At 45.0% G+C, this 20,020-nt stretch carries 11 protein-coding genes; 2 read left to right on the top strand and 9 right to left on the bottom strand.

All coding sequences use genetic code 11. From position 1 onward, the window contains the following. Window positions 1-287: 287 nt before the first annotated feature. The 5 genes from SPUTW3181_RS03580 to SPUTW3181_RS03560 form a co-directional block, all read right to left on the bottom strand. Window positions 288-1,289, bottom strand: a complete 1,002-nt coding sequence (locus tag SPUTW3181_RS03580; RefSeq protein WP_011788070.1) for an NAD(P)H-quinone oxidoreductase — start codon at window positions 1,287-1,289, stop codon at window positions 288-290. A 210-nt stretch (window positions 1,290-1,499) separates the two neighbouring features. Then, window positions 1,500-3,323, bottom strand: a complete 1,824-nt coding sequence (locus tag SPUTW3181_RS03575) for a sel1 repeat family protein (RefSeq protein ID WP_011788069.1) — start codon at window positions 3,321-3,323, stop codon at window positions 1,500-1,502. A gap of 212 nt (window positions 3,324-3,535) precedes the next feature. After that, entirely contained in the window at window positions 3,536-6,634 is a 3,099-nt protein-coding gene (locus SPUTW3181_RS03570; RefSeq protein WP_011788068.1) for an efflux RND transporter permease subunit, read from the bottom strand. Beyond that, window positions 6,634-7,800, bottom strand: coding sequence for an efflux RND transporter periplasmic adaptor subunit (locus tag SPUTW3181_RS03565; protein ID WP_011788067.1), 1,167 nt, complete (start codon window positions 7,798-7,800; stop codon window positions 6,634-6,636). Before SPUTW3181_RS03565 ends, SPUTW3181_RS03570 begins: the two co-directional genes overlap by 1 nt. Window positions 7,801-8,093: 293 nt before the next feature. Further along, window positions 8,094-9,434, bottom strand: a complete 1,341-nt coding sequence (locus SPUTW3181_RS03560; RefSeq protein WP_011788066.1) for a leucine-rich repeat-containing protein kinase family protein — start codon at window positions 9,432-9,434, stop codon at window positions 8,094-8,096. Window positions 9,435-9,620: 186 nt separating this feature from the next. Here SPUTW3181_RS03560 and SPUTW3181_RS03555 point away from each other — a divergent pair, with 186 nt between their 5' ends. Next, window positions 9,621-11,036, top strand: coding sequence for a LysM peptidoglycan-binding domain-containing protein (locus tag SPUTW3181_RS03555; RefSeq protein WP_011788065.1), 1,416 nt, complete (start codon window positions 9,621-9,623; stop codon window positions 11,034-11,036). Between the two features lie 82 nt (window positions 11,037-11,118). Here the strand turns inward: SPUTW3181_RS03555 and SPUTW3181_RS03550 are convergent, their stop codons facing one another. After that, window positions 11,119-12,489 carry a hypothetical protein gene (locus SPUTW3181_RS03550; protein WP_011788064.1) on the bottom strand — a complete coding sequence of 457 codons (1,371 nt, stop codon included), beginning with the start codon at window positions 12,487-12,489 and terminating at the stop codon, window positions 11,119-11,121. A gap of 373 nt (window positions 12,490-12,862) precedes the next feature. On the opposite strand from SPUTW3181_RS03550, the gene SPUTW3181_RS03545 reads away from it, so the two are divergent. Next, window positions 12,863-15,577, top strand: coding sequence for a DEAD/DEAH box helicase (locus SPUTW3181_RS03545; protein WP_011788063.1), 2,715 nt, complete (start codon window positions 12,863-12,865; stop codon window positions 15,575-15,577). A gap of 116 nt (window positions 15,578-15,693) precedes the next feature. On the opposite strand, the gene SPUTW3181_RS21470 is transcribed toward SPUTW3181_RS03545, so the two are convergent. The 3 genes from SPUTW3181_RS21470 to SPUTW3181_RS03530 all read right to left on the bottom strand — a co-directional run bounded on the left by SPUTW3181_RS21470 (window position 15,694) and on the right by SPUTW3181_RS03530 (window position 19,974). Next, the gene (locus tag SPUTW3181_RS21470; protein ID WP_011788062.1) at window positions 15,694-16,392 is read right to left on the bottom strand and encodes a GNAT family N-acetyltransferase; all 699 of its coding nucleotides are present in this window, start codon (window positions 16,390-16,392) and stop codon (window positions 15,694-15,696) included. A gap of 24 nt (window positions 16,393-16,416) precedes the next feature. Continuing rightward, window positions 16,417-16,839 (bottom strand): LysR family transcriptional regulator, encoded by a 423-nt coding sequence (locus SPUTW3181_RS03535; protein WP_011788061.1) that lies wholly within the window; start codon window positions 16,837-16,839, stop codon window positions 16,417-16,419. 300 nt (window positions 16,840-17,139) lie between these two features. Then, window positions 17,140-19,974, bottom strand: coding sequence for a M16 family metallopeptidase (locus SPUTW3181_RS03530; RefSeq protein WP_041407965.1), 2,835 nt, complete (start codon window positions 19,972-19,974; stop codon window positions 17,140-17,142). Window positions 19,975-20,020 lie beyond the last annotated feature (46 nt).

Genomic DNA, 20,020 nt, shown 5'->3' with positions numbered 1-20,020 from the left:
ATAAGCGAAGTGTCGCTTGCTTTGATCCACAAATAGCGCCGGATTGTCTCTGACGTTTTCAAGTGGGTATTTTTACAGAATATTTCCGATAATCAATGCCTCATACCATGAAATTTTCACTTATTACGTATTAATTTCAGCCAAAGTCCCCAAAAAGTTGCGGCACTAACGACTTTAGTCGAAAAAACCATCGCTGCCAGTTTTTATTCAGCCCTTTAATCCATCAAAAGACTGACTAGGACAGCTTTACTGTAAAATTCATCCTAATCGCTCACTTGCCGTTTTAATCAAACCAATGTGAGAACCACTTTTCCCCTATGCTCGCCAGACTCCATCAAAGCATGCGCTTTAGGAGCCTCATTCAACGGAAAAGTTGCAAAAATATTAGGCACTATTTTATGACTATCCAAAAGCGGCCATACGGTTGTTTGCAATTCATTGGCGATTGCGGCTTTAGACTCCACACTCTGCGGTCTTAAGGTGGAACCTGTCCAAACGATGCGCTTTGCCATTAAGCGAAAGAGTTCAACCTCGGCTTTAGGGCCACGCTGCATGGCTACTGACACCATTCGCCCATCCATTGCAAGAGCTTGTAAATTCAAGTTGATAAAGTCACCACCCGCAATATCAAATACCACATTTACTCCTTTGTCTTGCGTGAATGCCATCACGGCTTCAACAAAGTTTTGGCTTTGATAGTTAATCACCTCATGGGCACCTAGACCCAAGCAGTAGTCGCGCTTTTCATCCTTGCCTGTGGTAGCAATCACTTTGGCTCCTAACGCACTTGCAAGCTGAATGGCTGTGCTACCGATACCGCCAGAACCGCCATGGATGAGCACAGTTTCACCTGCTTTTAGCCCCGCACGCATAAACAAATTGCCCCATACGGTGAACAAGGTTTCCGGTAATGCAGCAGCCTGAACATAACTAAAATCAGTTGGTATTGGTAAACAATGGGCAGCATAGGTCAGCGCATACTCACCATAACCACCGCCCGGAACTAAGGCGCATACCTTATCGCCGATTTGCCATTGGTTTACGCCGTCACCCAGAGCGCAAATCTCCCCTGCAACCTCAAGCCCTATAATGGGCGATGCCCCTGGCGGAGGCGGATATATACCGACTCTTTGCTTGATATCAGGCCCATTCACCCCTGCAGCATGCACACGAATAAGCACTTGTCCTGCCGAAGGGATAGGTAAAGGGGAGCGAGCGAGCTGCATCACCTCAGGTGCACCAGCTTGTTCAATATGGATATGGACATAATCATTAGGTAAAGCTGACATAGAATATTCCTTTAGCGAAGGTAACGGCTTAACTCTTTTATATGCGAATAGTTAACTAAGACATTGCACAAAACTCGTCAATTACCGCGTGAAAACGGCAGGAATTAACGCGTAATGAGAGGAACAATATTTATTCGATACAAAAGACCTGACTGGAAGTTATTGGGGCTAAGCTAGCGCAATTTCAAACCCGATTACCACTTTTATTCGCTATCTCGATAAATTTTGTAGTGCTTGCACTCTCGCCTTAGCTTGAGTTTCATAATCATTTGAAAAACCTGCAGCAAGATCAATACTCATCTGGTAAAGGGCGAGCGCACGACCAAGATCTTTATCCCCACTATCTGCATTCTCAAGTAAGGTCGCCAATTGAAAATACGCCGTACCCATAATGTTATTTTGAAGACCTTGTTCAGCACCGTAATTAGCGACTTTCTCTAGTAAATATCGTGCTTTAGCCACATTTTTATATTTATCTGTCATTAAAATATTGGCAAATTCAGCAGCACTATATAGATCCTGCTCAGCGGCAATATCCCAAAACTCCTCGGCCTGTTTAAAATCCTCTTTAAAGTAATAATAGGTTTCAGCAGCGCCCTGGGCTAAATCAGGTTGAGTTTTAACACTTTTACGATAATTATCCAGCGCTGCGGTGGTATCAAAATAGGGCGAGCAAGAAAACACTTGATAATACGCCATCGTGCTGACGGCTTGAGGTATTCCCTGCTTAGTCAGTTCAGTTAACGCTTGCCATGCTTGCTGCTCACGGATTTTTGCTTGGCCAGTATTCACTTTACCCAGAGGAATGACGGATAAGGGTTGATTAATTAACTCCAGTTGAGCTTGAATATCGCCAAGCTTAGCAGCGCGCTCTAACCAGTACTGGCCATCTTTAATGTAGCCCCAACGAGCCCGTTCTCTAAGCCAGTTGATTGATTCCATATCCCCTGCCTCACCCAATTCGCGATACAAGACTTCAGCCTTGGCTTTATCCCCTTTAAACACATGCTCAATGCCTGAATCGTAAATCTTGGCTAACTGTCTTTTATCTTCAAGACGCGCACTGCGCTGTAAGCTGTTGAAGCGGGATTTTGCAGAATCGTAAGGATAAAGCCGTAAATCGGCCTTGATGTAGGTAAACTCGGTGCCATCGGGATAACTTACCTTGGCTTTTCTGTCCAAGATATGGATATTCACAGCATAATCTTCAGCAATGTGAGGGGTAAAATTCACCCGTGTTACCCGTTCATCGGTTAAACGGATACGCCTCGAGTGTTGCAAACTCCATCGGTCAGAAACCTCGCGCTGCAAACTGCTTTTCAGCCCAACATCAAAGGGCTGCTTATCCTCGGGGGCATAACTGTAAATAGGATAATAAATTGGTGAAAAGGAGATAGTGGCGTCATTGCTATCAACGCTGGCCGCATCAGCTTCCTTTAAGGTGGGTATCAAGTCAAAAGACTGCTTAAAAGCATCTTTTTCAAGGGCTTCATCTTTCACCTTGGCGACAGGTAACTCAGCTAAATACTGCTTTTCCAAGGATTGCGCTTCCTGCCACAAGCGATGACTGGGCAGAAGTGACATATTCAATTGAATGTTAGTCAGCTGCCACTCACATGACCCTCCGCCCTGCAACGCAACAGATTGGGTAAAATGACTGGCACTGTGCAAACTGGTGACCACTTGCCGCAATTGAGAAGTCGTACCTTTGGTGCGCCACTGGGGATTAGCGATATCACCACTGGGGAAATACATCTCTTTCTCGGTGCAAATTGATGAATAATAAAAACCGATAAGCTCTAGCTCAGTATCAGCGGGAAGCGAGCCAACGAGCTCAATACGAGGGCTGTCCTTGGGGACACTTGTCTGACTCACTCCTCGCTTATTGGTAAATAAATCCCAAATAGAGGCAAAGGACTGAGGGGAATAAAAGCTCCCCACTAAGGCGCACCCAAGCACAGTCAGGCCTAAGCCTAGTGGAGTCAATCTCGTTACTAATCTAGGTACTAATTTAAGTACTAATCTGACACCCATAATACCAGTCTTTCATTGCTGATGAGTCTTTACGCTATTCACGCCATAAACCTAGCGGAGTCTACACAATTGCCGACTCAATTCAAAACTGGTCAGCGAATACCCCAACTGCAATCACGCCGAGCGCAGTCTAGCAATAACCGCAATCGCCATGGAAGGCGTGAATGCCATTTATGCAGGAGCAATAAATGGCATTGCCTAAAGTGCGTTACTTAATCATTAAAATCAGCCGCTGAATCCTGCATCTTCAGGTAACTTGGGTATACATCCCTTGCCTTTAACTCGGCCATAGCGACATAGGCCACAGGCACTACAAATAATGAGAAGAAAGTGCCTGCTAATAAACCACCCACTAAGACCAAGCCTATATTGGCTAACCCTAACGAGCCAGGGCCCGAGGCCAGCGCTAAGGGAATAGCACTTAAAATCATGGTGAGTGAGGTCATAAGAATCGGCCTTAAACGCGACTTGGCACTGCTCAGCGCCGACTCAATCGCGCTAAAGCCTTGAAGTTGCTGCTTGTTGGCAAATTCCACCAGCAAGATACCGTGCTTAGTCACTAGCCCAACTAGAGTTAGTAACCCAATTTGTGAGTAGATATTTAGACTCTGACCAAACAAGGTCAAGGTCAGCAGCGCACCAACAATACATAAGGGAACTGTGAGCAGAATGATTAAGGGATCGACAAAACTTTCAAACTGCGCAGCCAAAATCAGATAGATAAACACCAGTGCCAACAAAAATAACGACTGAGTACCCGCCTGTGAATCCATCAGTTCCTTTATTACACCATTGTATTTAAAGCCCTGAGCATCGGTGAGCAGGGTTGGTAGCTGTTCGTCTAAGTAGGCTTTGATTTCATCGGTGGAATAACCGGGCATAATATCCGCCGTCAACTCCGCGCTATCGAGGCCCATAAAGGTCTTTATATTAGATTCTGCGGTGGTCTGATTAATCGACACAAACTGTGACAGTGGCAGAGCCTGACCTGATTCAGAGGTGACATAGAGTTTATCCATTACCCTAAAATCACTGAGCTTATCTAAATTAACTTGCACTTGAATGGGATAGGTAAACCCATCGGTAGCGTGTAAATCCGCCGCTTTTACTGAGCCTAAAAATGTCGAGAGTGCATTCGTTACATCGCCATAGCTCACCCCAGAGAGGATAATGGCATTACGATCGATAGATAGATCGTAGCGCAGTTGATCCCTTAGTACTGAGTTACCCACATTCGTTAAACCCGGGTAATCCTCCATAAGCTTTTGCACCTTGGCAGCCGTCTCACTCAACTTATCCTTGTTACGGTCTAAGGTCGTGAGTTCCAAGCGTACATTGGTAGCAATATTTAGGTTATCTGCCGAGCGGATGCTGAAGGACATATTATAGGCAGAAACGCTTTCCTTCGATTTAGCGATCAAATCAGCGATCACTTCATCTATCCCCTCACGACGCTCCCCCCAAGGTTTAAGCAGCACATGATTGACGGGCTCACCCTCGATATAGGACAGATTCGCCCCCACCGCAGGATGGCCGTCAATCACACCATTAAGCTCGCTATTATGGTCCAAATGATACTGCCGCCCCACGCCCGTAGGGCCATTAGCCGCCACATCGATAAAGCCTGAATCCTCTACGGGCAAGAGTATCTTAGGCAACTGCCAATAGGCGATGCCCGCAAGACCCATAAGCACCAAGGCCATCCCGAGCATTTGGCGCTTACGGGTAAACCATTTACTGAGTTCATTGATATACAAATGATTTAACTGCTGCAGCGCACCTTCGACTCGGCTAAACCATTTAGGCTGCTGCTCAGTGGTATTGATAAGATAAGCACTCATCATCGGCGATAAGGTCAACGCCACCATGCCGGAGATAATCACAGCGGCAGCTAAGGTGAAGGAGAATTGCCTAAACAGATCGGCGGTTAAGCCAGACATTAATCCAATCGGCAAATAAACCGCGGCGAGCGTTAAGGTCATGGCAATGATTGGGAAGATGATCTCCTGACACCCATTAATTGCGGCATTAAAGGGGGTTTCACCATTTTCGATATGGCGATAACAGTTTTCGACGACCACAATGGCATCGTCCACAACAAGGCCAATAGCCAAAATAATTGCCAGAATCGTCAATACATTGATACTAAAACCGAGGGCCGACATCACCGCAAACACCCCAATTACGCACACGGGAATGGTAATAATCGGGATCGATGCCGCCCGTAAGCTCCCTAAAAATAGCACCACAATCAGCGAGACCAAGATCACCGCTTCAATCAACGCAGCAAAGCCTTCATCGATAGCGGCTTCAATAAAATCCGCTTGATTGTAGGCCAAGTTCATTTCTAAGCCTTGGGGTAAATGTTTCTGCATACGTGCAATTTCGGCTTTAATGTTCGAAGCCACAGTCACGGGATTAGCGTTGCTCAGCGGCAAAATCTGCAATGACATTGCACTATGTCCACCAATCGACAACAGACTCGGCGATAAACTCTCCTCGCCCATCACCACCTCAGCAACATCGGATACGCGGATGATCTTGCCGTCGCTGACCTTGATCACCAGATCCTTCACATCTTCTAGCGTCTCAACTTGATTCAAAGGGTTAATCGAGAAATCCCGCGACTTCCCTTTAATGGCACCCGAGGTAAAACTGGCATTGTAGGAGCCTAACGTGCCCACCACATCGGCGGCCTTAATGTTGAGTGCCTTCATTTGCTCAGGATTAAGCCAGACTCTCACTGCTTTTTGTGATCCTCCATAGGGCCCCCACACAGCGCCAACGCCTTGAACTTGTTTGAGCTGCGGCACTAATTGCTGGCTGATGTAGTCGTACATCGCCTGTTTTTCCATACCTCCAGTATTCACAAAGGTGATGATATTACTGGCAGAATCGGTAGCCGAAGTATCGTCTGTCACTGTGGGCTTATCTATCATGCTCTGGGGGAAATCGTTAATCCCTTCAACGCTACTACGCAACTTATTCATTAAGTTGGTGTATTCAATATCGGTAGTGTCATCTTTAAATTTAATCGTTAACGAGCAGCGGCCCTCACTACAGTCGGTCGACATGGTATCGACTTTATCTAATCCAGATGCGGCAGCAACCAACTTATCGGCGACATTGCTCGACATAAAATCGGCGCTAGCCCCTGCAATCGATGCATTTACCGATGCCGAGTGAGTCGTGTGCTCAGGGAAATATTGAATATCGAGTTTGTGAAAGGCAATTAACCCCAGTAGAACAGCCATAATACTGAGTACAGAAGCAAATATAGGGTGACGAATACAAACCTCAGGCAACCGCATTACTTAATCTCCACTGCGCCAGAAGTCGCTGTATTCGGCAAGGTTTGTTTATCTTGAACAATCTTAATCGTGCTATCGGACTTAAGATTTTGCATACCGGTTTTAACCACTAAGTCACCTTCAATTAAGCCTTGAGTCACTATGGCATAACCGTCATTAGTGTTATGAGCTAACTTAACCGATTGTTTTATTGCTGAATCTCCCCTTACTAACCAGACAAAACGCTCTTCATTATTCGCAATAATTGAATTTTGTGGCACTAATAGGCGTTGAGTGCCTTGACTATAATACTGCTTAATATTGGCAAACATGCCGGGCGCAAGCTTAAACTCTGCGTTATCAATCGTTGCATGGATTTCGACACGCCCAGCACTTTCATCAATTGCAGGAGCCACATAATTCACTACCCCATTAAAAATCTGTGTTCCATAGGCCTCAACGGTGACATCCACCTCTTGTCCCTTTTTCGCTTTACCGAAATCGTTTTGACTGATGGCATAACGCACTTCAACAGGATGTAAGCTGTAGAGCGTGACAAGGGCAGTTCCCGCACCAATTTGGCTACCAATTGACTGGCTAAAACTGGTTAACTGCCCATCAAAGGGCGCCTTGATTAAGTAGTCATTCATGATCGCTTGCTTTTGGCGAAAATCCGCATCAGCAAGATTGACGTTTTCCCTGAGCTCATCCACATCCTGCTTCGCCAAAGCAAAAGGTTCTTTGATCAGCAAATCTTCAACCCGTTCAAGTTTGGTTTTGGCAAGCGCTAAGGTACTTTTGGCCTTATCTAAATCCGCTTTAGCCTTAGTGTTATCCAACTCGGCTATGACCTGTCCTTTAGTCACCTTGTCACCATTGCTAAAGTGAATAGCACTGATTTTTTCGCTCGCGTTGAAATTGAGTATCGCCGAGTCAATAGCGTTAATTTTGCCCACTTCCTTCACTACATCGGCAAAAGTCGCAGCTTTTACGGCCTCCACTGTGACGGGAATAGCCTCATTTTTATCCTCTGCGGCAGTAGCTGAGGGTAAATTGATGGCAAATATACAGATGAGCAATAATGATAAAAACGCAAAAAACAGCGCCTTTGAATAAATATGTATATTATTTTTTGCAGAAAAAAGAGGAGAAATACGCGCTTGTTGATTCATTTTTTGTTTAAACATAATGTGTAAAACCTATCGTTTTTACCATTTAGCGGACATCCTATCCGACAACAAACCGGATTGAGCCTAAGATCGTTAACCGCACGGCATCTATACGCTTTCGCCATCGTGCGGCACATAGCCTAAAGGCATTATCCAGATTTACGCTAGTAAAAAACGAAACACAGAGTCAAACAAAACAGCCACTTAACTAAAGAACTAACAATTAAAAAGCGAAACACACAAAAACCTAAAAAAACCATTAAAACTGCAACAGATGTAAAATCACACTGTTTATACTGAGCTCCTAAGCGTCAGCCCCCCCTAGGTATTACATTTAAAAGTGTATGTTTTACCGCACTAAAACTCGGACGCAGCCCTAAATCAGCGACCATACACCTCTCTTTAATTGCCGTTAACTGCGCATAATCTGCTGGATTGACATGAGCATCGGCATAGGCCAACAGATCTTCGATTAAACAGCCTAATGCTCGTATTTCAATTTTCTCCATCGCCAAGCGTTCAACATCGGTTAACTGTCGTAAATTAGACGCTGCACCAAAATCCCCAAAAAGTAACTTCATCTCTTTATTAATCACAATATTATGGGCATATATATCGCCATGGCTTACCTGCTTAGCATGCATATGTTCCATAACATCAGATAACTGATATGCAATTTTTATAATATCGGTAAGGCTAAATTGGCTATCCGCGGTAAAGGTATCGCGGGTACAAGTGTCTAAGTTTGGCGGTAACCCTAAATTACGAAATTCTTCGGGAATAAGCGCCATCACTAAGCCCAATTGATCTTTTTGGCTAATGTGCGCTACCACCTTGATAAGGCAAGGATGATCTCCCGTGGTGAGGCAACAATCTAACTCATCTGCGGGATAACCATCGCTTGTCACTTCGCCCTTAAACAGTTTGACAGCAACATGCGCCGAGCCCGTCGCTTCAATCATAGATTGAGTCAACCATTGACCATGGTAAATCACACCAGAGGCACCTTCTCCTAGCTTATCAGTCAGCTTTAGCTCATCGAGGGTAACATTAGCAACTGTCGCGACATCGGCGTGGGGATCGACCAAAGTATGGCTAAAAGGATTACCCGCAAAGGCGAGCCAAGTCAGCTTAGGTAAGCTCAGTAACCAAGCAGGTAGCGCCTGCAGTTGATTGGCCGAAAGACGCACTAATTCTAAGTTACGGCAATTAGCCATCGACTCGGGCAAAGCCGTTAAACAATTGCCCGCCAAGGCTAATTTTTGCAGACGCTGTAAATCTCCCATTGCCAAAGGCAGGGTTTCGATCTGATTATCGGTTAAGATAAGCCAGCGAGTTTGTAATGGTAAAGATGCCTCAGGCACTGTCTTGATGCGGTTCGCCTTAAAACCAATCATCTCTAACCTTGGACAACGTCCTAAAGCCTCGGGTAAATGCTCAAACCGATTATTGGAAGCAAACAATATCTTCAGTTTGGATAAACGATACAAATCTTGAGGCAGCGCACTTAATTGATTATTCGATAAATCGAGGATTTCGAGTGTATCGGCTAAGTCAAAAATCTCCTGCGGAAACTCAGTTAAATCTTCAACCAACTGTAAACGCGTGATCCCTTGTAATTGCCCTGCTCTTAACTGCGCTAACGTCTGCACATGACTACCTAAATCAGTGAAAAATCGCGCTTATGTTACCGCATTTATTGAAAAATCTAAAAGCTAACCCACAAACCAAACTCGACTCAAGCTGTACAAAAAACGCACATAACTATCCAGAAACACAAAAACAGATTAGCATGTGCACAAATATTGAAAGCTAAGTCACCTAATAACAGGACTATCATGCGGAAACATTTTCGCCAAATGCACGCTTTTGCAGTGCTTATGCTAGCCATGCTAACGGCCCATCTCAGTGGCTGCGTAGCCACCTCGGCGGATAATGCGCCAACAGAATTCACTACCACTACGCCTGAAGAAATAGGTAAAAGTGACCATTCAGCACAAGAGACCAGCGATACACCTGAACCCGTTGAAGAACAATACAGCGACGTATGGGAAAAAATTCAACATGCGCGCACTATTGACGTACACGATGAAGCAGAAGTACGTAAACAACGTAAATTTTTTGCTGATAAACAAAGATTTATGAATCAAGTTGGTGACCGTGCAGAGCCTTTTTTGTATTACATCGTCAGTCAACTAGAAGCCCGTAATATGCCGCTTGAATTAGCCTTATTACCTATTGTTGAAAGCGGTTATAACCCACTAGCGCAAGCCAATGGTCCGGCGGGTTTATGGCAGATGATTCCTGCAACTGGTCGCAATTTTGGCCTGACCATTAATTCCGCTTATGATGGTCGTAAAGATGCGCTGGCCTCAACTGATGCCGTTCTCGACTACTTACAGCACTTATACGATACCCTAGGCAATGACTGGATCAACGCTGTAGCGGGCTATAACAGTGGTGAATTGGTTATAAAATCCGCAATAGAAAGAAACAAAGCAAAGGGAAAGCCAACCGATTTTTGGTCACTTAATATCCCTGCAAGACAAGTACAAACAGTCCCTAAGTGGCTCGCTTTTATTCAAATTATTCGCGAGCCTAGCCATTACAACTTAAAAGTGCCTCCCATTGCCAATCGCCCTTTCCTTGAGCGACTCCCCGCACCTAATGGCGTTGAAATTGGCCACATTGCCAATGCGGCGGGACTCACTAAAGCAGAGTTTAAAACCTATAACCCTGGTTTCCGTCAAAATGTGATCCCCAGTAAAGGCAAATATCAAATAGCCCTTCCCATTGAAAACATCGGTGCCTATCAGGAAAATCAAGATAAACTCTATGCCCAAAAAAGATATGACAGCCAAAGTTACATCGTCAAATCGGGTGATAGTCTAGGTGCTATAGCGGCTAAGTTTGATATCTCAGTGAGTGAGTTAAAACAGGCGAATAACCTCACATCAGATAGGATCAAAGTAGGCCAAGAACTCACGCTATTAACCCCTTTGGCGGCTAATGATAAAGAGACTAAAGTTGCCCCAGCAACGCCTAAAACAAGCAGTAAATCTAGCGCCAAGGTCACTGAAACAAAAGCTAAAACGACGGAAACAAAAGCGGCTACTTATAAGGTAAAATCCGGTGACTCACTGGATAAAATCGCCCGTAAACATAAAGTCAAACTGGCTGATTTAATGAAGTGGAACCAGCTAAATGCTAAGAGCATTATTAAACCCGGCCAAGAGCTAAAGCTATCCGAGTAATATAAACACTGGATTAATAAAAAGCGCTACCTAGGACCTAGATAGCGCTTTTTTTATTTGCTTAATAACCTTATGTGAGTAATTACAGCTTAATGAGGTTATAACCAAAGCTGGTAGAAGGATCTTTATTCAGCACCATAGTCACATTGTCTTCATTGCTGAAATCCATTAAGTCGGATGCATAGACAACGGTTTTAGTACCGTTTTCCACGGCGATGACCTTAATGGAATATTCGCCAGCAGGCACAGTCAATGACTGAGGGCTCGCTGGATTGACCGCAGTGATCTTATTTGCAGCCGTTTCAATCGTGTCATTCGCCTTTAAAAAATACACGGTTAGATTGCTTTTATCGGCAAAACTCACAATATCGAACTTCACGCTATAGGGATTTGGCGTCTGAGTTTGCTTCATCTCTATCGCCTTCACTTGGCTGCCCTGCTCATTCGTTTGCTCATAGATGAAGATGGTTTTAATGTCATCTTGGTTAAGGGTGATAAGCACATTATCGAGTAATTTAGTTTGCGTACCGTGGTCGAACACACTCACACCAAAATCATTAAACTCAGCACCTTGATAGCTAGTCACCCCAAAAGATGGCACTTCGCTAAACAGGGTTTCTTGCTTACTGCTGGCGACTTTCACATCAATAATATGCGAGCCTAAACCGTTAAAGACGCGATAATCGACACTCGCTTCTAATGCCACATGATTGCGAACATTGGTAGTTGAATCGACACTGTCTAAGGTGATTTTGGCATCCGAAGCACCAAAACCTTCGCGGATAATCAACTTATAGGGCACCTTTGAACTGAATTTAATGTTAGCCGTTGTATAAGCAACATTGGTTGTTCCCGCGGGTGTGAGATAAACCTTATATTCACCTGTATCCATCATTTGCGGCTGCGACACTTCACCATAAGCCACACTACCTAACATCACGGCATCGGCAAAGGTTTGGGTCGACTTAGCAACATAGGCGTCAAAGGCTTGGGCATGTACAGCGGTATTGGCAATCAAGAGCTGCATTTTACTGTTTTCAGCCACTTCGTTGAGCTTATCGAGTTCAGTGCGAGAATAGTTGATATTAAGTAATTTAGGTTCGGCAAAATCACCATGTAATACAAAGAAGTGATCCGTTGCCGCTTTTAATTCAATATTCTCTTTGTAAATAGAAATCTCTTTATTGGAGGCGTCTTTCCCCATCACCTCAATTGCAGATACTCCAACTGTCGACGTAAAACGGGGCATCGCATCACCATAGATCACACTTTCATAGGTTTTGTCGGCAACTTTGAGCGCCGTTGCGGTACTTCTAGCAGAAGCATTGTAGAATTGCACATAAGTGGTGTTTTGTTCAGAACTCCCTTCATCCTTATCATCTGATCCACATGCCGTAACGGCTAAACACGCCACGGTAACAGCAACCCATTCCTTTAATTTACTTTTTATCATTATATCCCTCATAGACTGACGAAAAATCAGGTTTAGTCTACGCAGATATAGCGCCACAACAATGGCTGATAGATATAAAAATAAGAACAATTTTTTCACAAAATCAAACACATAACAAACATTTCAATAACAATGAAAATAGTGATACAAACCACACTTTATGAGGGTTAAATTGATACAAATGCGTGAGCGGATACTTTTGTTCACAAGTAAAGCCCCCCTCTGTGCAGGTGAGTGCGGGCATTTTTTAACAGTTCGCAGAGGAACCTACGCTCTCTACGGCTAAATCATCCAAAGACAGTACACAACTTGTCCGCCCTATTGGATTAGGTTACCCTCACATCGCCAATGACGTTTCTAGGATGAATAGCAGTTGCAAGGAATTTTAAACTACTACAAACAATGTTTTCAGCATGATAGTGCTGAAATAAACCTCTGGTCGACCCATAAACTTGCAGAAAAAGAATGGTTATTACTCGAAAAAGCAGACGAGTTAAGCAGTGGCTTTCTTCCTCGTTTACCCCTGCCATTTTCGCCAGCTTCTGCATTATTGGCCCGCAGTGCCTTGTATTTACGTGAACGCGTGTTATTACATTGCTGTTTGTTTTTTTGTGGCACCGTCGAACTCAATGGTGAAAAACGAAAAGTAGTGACACCGCTATTGTATAGGGAATGCCAACTACAAGCTGATGGCGATAATATTTACCTAGAGAGCAATAACACCTTATCTGGCAGCGGATCATTCACTATCAATGAAGCTCTATTAGAAAAATTAGTCGTTGAAGGACATAGCCTAAGCCAAGATTTACGCGATAATCCAACGGATGTCAGTGGCTGGATAGCTTGGCTACGAGCTGGCCAAGCCGATGTTGATACCAGTCATTTATTGCATTTTCCCAAGCTGATCGATGAGGCTGAATTCACTAGTTTATGCCGTAAACGTGGGCAGTTTATGGTTAGCCGCAGCCAAATTATTCTTGCAGAGCGTTCGTTGGCAAGTCGCGGCATATTGCACGAACTGGACAAACTAATAACAGCACCTGAACCATCAGCACCGCTTAAAGCACTATTCGCAGGAACACAACAAACAACATCAATAAGCACCAGTGTAGACACGCAAGAGGCTTATCTTCCAGGGCTGTTAAGCCGCGCGCAAATTCAGGCCTTAAAGATTGCGGCCAATCATACTTTGGGACAGATCTCAGGCCCACCGGGAACAGGTAAGAGTTACACCATCGCTACAGTGGCGGCAGAACAGGTATTAAGGGGCAAATCTGTCCTTATCGTCGCGCACACTGATGTGGCTGTTGATGTGATTGCCGATAAATTGCAACAACAATTCCAGCTAGGGAGCAGCCTTATCCGAGCAGGCTCGCCGCAGTTTATAAAAACACTAAAAAACCAGATTGATGAAATGCTTCATGGTCAGCACCCTGCGTCTGATGAAGCCGTCTCTGATAGGTTGCTACTCAATGTAAAACAGCAACTTAATACTGTGACTCGCGAGCAAGTCAAGATGGAAGCGGGCTTTATACGTCATTGCCGCCATGCCATACGTCGCGGCCAAAAACTGGCGACCTTACAACAAGGACAATCCCGCTGGCGCTTAGGATTTTACAACTGGGCTTACCGTGCCGGTATAAAAAGGTTTGCCCAGCAATGGAATGAACTCGATAAATTAACGGCCCTCATCGCGCAAAAAGAAAGCTTAAGCCTCAAATACTTACAATTGGCCACTCACTATCGATTAAACCAATTACTCAAACATAAGCGCAGTACACTGATGAGTTTTGCCAGTGCGTTACGCGCCCGGCAGTCCGCTAAGCAACTCGACGGTTTCTACAAGACGGATTTTGATGCCTTAAAACAAACCTTTCCCATTTGGTTATCTAGCCTTGCCAGCTTACATAAAGTGCTCCCTATGGAGCAGCAAATGTTTGATTTAGTAATTATTGATGAAGCCACTCAAGCCAATATTGCCGCATGTTTACCCGCCTTGCAGCGAGCAAAGGCGGCATTGGTGGTGGGAGATAGCAAACAGCTGCGCCATTTCTCGTTTTTATCCCGCGCAAAACAAACCCAAATCCAGACCCAGCTCGGACTTGCTGCGGATTGTCGCGGCCTAATGAGCTACCGTGATGCCAGTATGCTCGACTTAGTATCGCAATCCCTTACTAGCCAATCCCAAGTGGTATTTTTAAATGAGCATTTTCGGAGTAAACCTGAGCTGATCCAATTTAGTAATCAGCAGTTTTATCAAGGCATGCTGAAGATTATGCAGCACAGACCTTGCACAAGTTCAGGGCACTTACACAGAGTCCACGTTACTGGCAGCCGTGATAGTAAGGGCATTAACGCCATAGAAGCTGAGGCATTAATTCAAAAGTTAGCTCAACTGATTGATGAACAAGAGAATGTATTAGTGCCTTCCAGCATTGGTGTGCTCTCCTGTTTTCGCAATCAGACGGAGTATTTATCTCAGCAAATCCTCACGCGCTTTAGCGCACAACAACTCGAGCGTCACCAATTACGGATTGCCACGCCCTTTGGTTTTCAAGGGGAAGAGCGCGATATTATGCTGCTGTCGTTTAGCATTACGGCCAACGACAGCCGCGCCGCTGTGTATTTAAATCGAGCCGATATGTTCAATGTTGCCATCACCCGCGCTAAACAAATGCAGTGGCTATTTTTATCGGTACAAGAGCATGAACTCCCCAACAATAATTTACTGGCAACTTACTTAGCATCGGCGGGCCAATTTCAAGCGGCACACAATTATGTCGATGCCCTCGATAGCTTCGGCCAGTCGGTGGCGCAGGCGATTGAAGCAAAAGGCATAACAGTCTGGCGCGCCTACCATATGGCGGGGCTAGAACTGGATATTCTGTGCCGCTATGGTAACCAATATTTAGCAATAGATTTAATCGGTTACCCAGGGCCATGGGCGGACTTTTTCGATATTGAACTGTATAAACTCTTACAGCGCGCGGGGATTAAACTTATCCCCGTCAGCTACGGGTTATGGTGCCAACAGCGGGAACTTTGTATCCAACATATTTGTCAGCAATTGGGAATAACGCCCGCCTAAGGAGCAGACAACACGACCACCAAACTCAATCACAACAGCCGTAACCACATCGCAGTTCAATGGGACTGGAAACTCCACTCGTGGACAGTCCCTTTTAAAGTCGTTTATCTACGTGGTTAAAATTCGATGTACAACCTTAGCATATCTTTGTGCTGTATACCGTTTTCAAAAATGGGTTCCGGATAATTTGCTAAGAAATGCTCTTTCACAACAGAGTCAACTCGAAAACCTATGCGCTGATAATATGTCAGTTGATAACCGAACGTACCTGTACCCAACTCCACTCTATGTATTTTTTTGTTAGCTAACTCGTTCAAAGCAAGCTTTATTAAACCAGAACCAATACCTTGCTGCTGATGGTCAGGATAGACTGCAATGTTAAATATCTCTGCTGTGCTAGCACAGATTAATTTGGCAATACAAGCACCGACAATCTGTCCATTATTCTTCGCTACGTAGCACCACGAATCACTTAGATATGAGCGAATGCTTTGCTCCGAGGGATCGGCTTCAAGCAAAAGCTGGATAGGAATTTCTGTTGATTCGACTTCTAAATATTCCATTTTTACCTCAAAGCACAAAACGCCTAAGGGACGGGAAACACTACCACCAAACTCAATAATAACTATAACCACATCGCAGTTTAATAGAACTGTAAATGACACTGTGTCATTTTGCTTAGTTTTGTCCCCGAAACAATAATCCGAAATAACATACCAAGCAGCCCTGTCAGGCATGGAACTTAGCCAGTACTCTAGGTCATCTTTTGCAGACTGATTTACAGTCTTCTTTAAAGGAGTCAACAGTTCTAACATATATCCTCTGTGAAGCTTAACGTCTTAATCATGCGCACGCGGCTGATAAATCGCTTTTATCCTGTTTCGCAACCAAGTGATTTTGGGGTTGTGGCTGTTTCTCTTATGCCAAATCAAGGTAAAAGGAATGGCGAGTTTATCAAGATATTCGTCGCTTAACGGGATGGGGCGACTGACTAAGTCAGGGTGTAATTGGCGAGCATATTGTTCGCAATATTGTGGCGCAATTGCCATCATGTTGTGGTGAGGCTCTGCCGCGACAAACAGTGACTGCTCAAAACAGGCCAAGGTCAGCACAATATTGCGAGTTAACCCAAGCTCAATAAGCACATCATCCAAGGCCCAAGTTTCGCTCTTTTCCCACAAGATATTGATATGCGAATATTTAAGAAAGGTGTCTATATTCCACTCTTCCTGCAAGGCGGGATGATCGCGGCGTAAATACACCTGAGGAAGATCGGTAAATAAAACTGCACAATAGATATCGAAACATATACCTCACCCCATTAGCCATCTCACACATAAGTTGCGCCTAGCCTAGTTTCACTCGCACAGATCTGTGAGTGGCATTTTCGACAACAGGTATTTCCATTGACGACCTATTGGAGGGCATAACACCACGAACGAGAAAGAAAAGTTGGTAACAGAAGATAGAGGAAGAAAGAGGTAGAAAAATATCCCCTGCGGTTTGCTACCACAGGGGATATGTCGGTGAATGATCAGTCTACTATTCTATGAGCCCAACACTCATTGCTGAGGTTCTGCCGATGCAGGAAGGACTTGGATCATTAAACTGCTATCGTCTTGCAGATATTGCTGCGCCAATTTATTAAGTTCTGCAACTGTCATCTGCTGCGCTAACGCTTGCCTTTGTTTAAAGGCAGTAAAACGACCGGGATGACTCTGGGCGGTTGAGGTGAGATCTAACCAAAAACCATTGGTTTGCGGCGCAGCTTGCATCCACTCAAGTACTGGTTGGCGGGCTCGATTAAGTAAGTCCTCACTGATCCCCGAAGGCGCTTTAACTTGCTTAACTGCGGCGGTGAAATACTCGGCAACCGTTGGCAACATAGCTTGAGTCGTCACGCTAAACAAACCTAAGTAACCATAACCGCTGGCATTGAAATCGTTGTAAGAAAAGGCCGATGGCGAATAACTCGCGCCCGCTTTCTCCCTCACGTTTTCCGTTAATAGAATGCTTAGCACTTGCTCCAGCAGACCCAATCCCACATGTTGACTCAAGTGAGTCATATCCGTTGTAGGCCAAACCATGGCAAGTGCCGCCATATCCAGTTGACCATAATGGGTTAATGTTTTCTGAACGGGCACTTGTGGAAACACAGGTAGTATCGTCTGACCATTTGCAATAGGGCTACGCTTAATGGCGCCAAGCGTTTCGGCCACAGCAGCAATGGCACTCGCTTCGTCAAAAGCGCCCACAATAGCGAGTTCAATCGCCCCTTGCTCGACGGCCGAATGGAAACTCGGCGCTAATTCTCCAAAGTGACGTTTGAGAATTTCTTCAGGCTCACCATAACCATAGCGTTTATCACCATTATGAGAGATACGGGCAAACTGATTAGAAAACTCAGATTGTGGGTTGCTATGAATACTTTGTTGCTCGGCAATCACTTGTTCACGAAACAATTGCTCAGCCTGCTTATCCATACCTGGCTCAATTAAATAAGCCGTCATTAAGCCAAGCTGCGTGCGTAGCTCTGCGGCATTAGTGCTAATCTCGCCGCCAAAACTTTGCTCACGCAGGCCTAAGTTGATGGAAATATCTTGCCCAGCAAAAATATCCTGCAGACTGTCATAATCATGGGCCTTGAGCCCACCCTGCACAAACGCACTGTTAAACAGATAAGACAAACCATCCAACTCAGGGAATGGCACTTCACCAAAGCCAATGTTTAGGCTGACCAATGTGGTGCCTTTGTTAAAGTTGGTAGGCTTAAGATTAAGGCGCACGCCATTGGCAAATTGCAGTTGGCGAATCCCCGTTTCCTTATCGCGACTGTCGGCAACTAACTTGCCTTGCTCGCCAAACTGAGTATAAGCAAACTCATCAATCGCCTTGATTGCTGGTGCGCTCACCGCTTGTTTACGGCTTTTCTCGTAGCTGGCGATAAGCTGTTTTTCAGCATTTTCAATGGGCTTATTGCTCGTCAGATACAAATACGGCGTGGCGTTCCATGTTTGATTAAACACTTGGCTTAGCTTTTGCGGTGTCACTGTTGGCATTATTTTTTCAAAAAATGCGAGCTGCCAATCGGGTTCGACAGGGACGCGATTGCCCGCCACCGAATACACTAGACTCTCGGCAATATTCACACTGTGAATGGTACTGCTACCCGCGACACTTAGCTGATATCCCTTATGCATACGTTTGATTTGCTGGTCAATTTCCTGCTGGCTAAAACCAAACTCTTTTGCTTGACGCAGGGTTTTCTCCAAGAGTGCGATTCCCTCTTGCCAGTTATTTTCCTGCGTACCTAGGCTCATTTGTGTGCCATAGGCAATATCAAACTGCGGCCCAACCTGCAGGTTTACACCATATAAACCTTGGCTATGCAGTAATTGCGACTCCATACGACGATACAAGATGCCGTGGGCAAGCTCGAGCAACATTTCCTGCTCCCGCACATCAGGGCTATCGGTAATCGCTGAGATGGGTTTTAGCATGCCAAGGGAAACTGACGTTGACAGACTTGGATCAAAAAATGCCGCCGCATCGACACTTTGGCGCTCTGCGACAGTACCAATAGCTTGTTCCTTGGTTTTAGCGACCAAAGGCGCGGCTTTCCAACTGGCAAACTGTTTTTTTATCTTTTGTTCTACCGCGGCCACCTCGATATCACCCACGACAATTAAAGTGGTGCGTGAGGGTGTATAAAAACGCTGATATAAAGACAGCAACGCCTCGCGATTGGCATTACTGATACTGTTCGCCTCACCCACAGGGAAGCGCTTTGACAACAATGTGTTTGGCATTAAAAACTGTAATTGATGACGGTAATTCTCAAGATCCGCACCGCTACGTTCACGCAGCTCAGACAACACCACCGCTTTTTCACGCTCAATTAGCGCAGGATCGAGTAATAGATTACTGGCAATTTCTCGCATTAAAAACAAAGCGGTATCGACTTTATCTTGGCTATTACTCGGCAAGTTAAATTGATAGACCGTCTGCTGAAACTCTGTCACGGCATTGGTATCGGCGCCAAAACTCAGGCCAAGGCGCTGCAAAGTAGGGATCATCTCCCCCGCGGCCAATCCGGTCGAGCCATTAAAGGCCATATGTTCAAGAAAGTGAACTAACCCTTGCTCGGTATCTGATTCCACCAAAGAGCCCACATCCACCCGCATCCGCACTATGACCGCCTGCTCCGGCGTCTTATTGCTCACCAATAAATAACGCATGCCATTAGTAAGTTCACCAGTATGGATGCGTCCGCTCATAGGTAAATCAGCAGTCCCCATCCACAGCGGATCTTCGCTCGCCTGCAGTGGCAACGCCATACTCAAAAGCGCCAGCAGTAACCACTGACGTACAAAACGAATTACCTTGAAATTGTTCATTAAAATTCGCACTTTTCCCCCAAAATCAAACAAAAACCTAGGAAGC

It is taken from the genome of Shewanella sp. W3-18-1, from assembly GCF_000015185.1.
In the GTDB taxonomy this organism is placed as follows: Bacteria; Pseudomonadota; Gammaproteobacteria; order Enterobacterales; family Shewanellaceae; genus Shewanella; species Shewanella putrefaciens.
The sequence above is the reverse complement of the archived record's forward strand: the minus strand, read 5'-3'. Positions and strand labels throughout refer to the sequence as shown.

Excerpts from the sequence above, each read along its gene's own strand:
- SPUTW3181_RS03530 (WP_041407965.1), bottom strand. The coding sequence starts at position 19,974 with ATGAACAATTTCAAGGTAATTCGTTTTGTACGTCAGTGGTTACTGCTG.
- SPUTW3181_RS03580 (WP_011788070.1), bottom strand. The coding sequence starts at position 1,289 with ATGTCAGCTTTACCTAATGATTATGTCCATATCCATATTGAACAAGCT.
- SPUTW3181_RS03565 (WP_011788067.1), bottom strand. The coding sequence starts at position 7,800 with ATGTTTAAACAAAAAATGAATCAACAAGCGCGTATTTCTCCTCTTTTT.
- SPUTW3181_RS03550 (WP_011788064.1), bottom strand. The coding sequence starts at position 12,489 with ATGATAAAAAGTAAATTAAAGGAATGGGTTGCTGTTACCGTGGCGTGT.
- SPUTW3181_RS03555 (WP_011788065.1), top strand. The coding sequence starts at position 9,621 with ATGCGGAAACATTTTCGCCAAATGCACGCTTTTGCAGTGCTTATGCTA.
- SPUTW3181_RS21470 (WP_011788062.1), bottom strand. The coding sequence starts at position 16,392 with ATGTTAGAACTGTTGACTCCTTTAAAGAAGACTGTAAATCAGTCTGCA.
- SPUTW3181_RS03570 (WP_011788068.1), bottom strand. The coding sequence starts at position 6,634 with ATGCGGTTGCCTGAGGTTTGTATTCGTCACCCTATATTTGCTTCTGTA.
- SPUTW3181_RS03575 (WP_011788069.1), bottom strand. The coding sequence starts at position 3,323 with ATGGGTGTCAGATTAGTACTTAAATTAGTACCTAGATTAGTAACGAGA.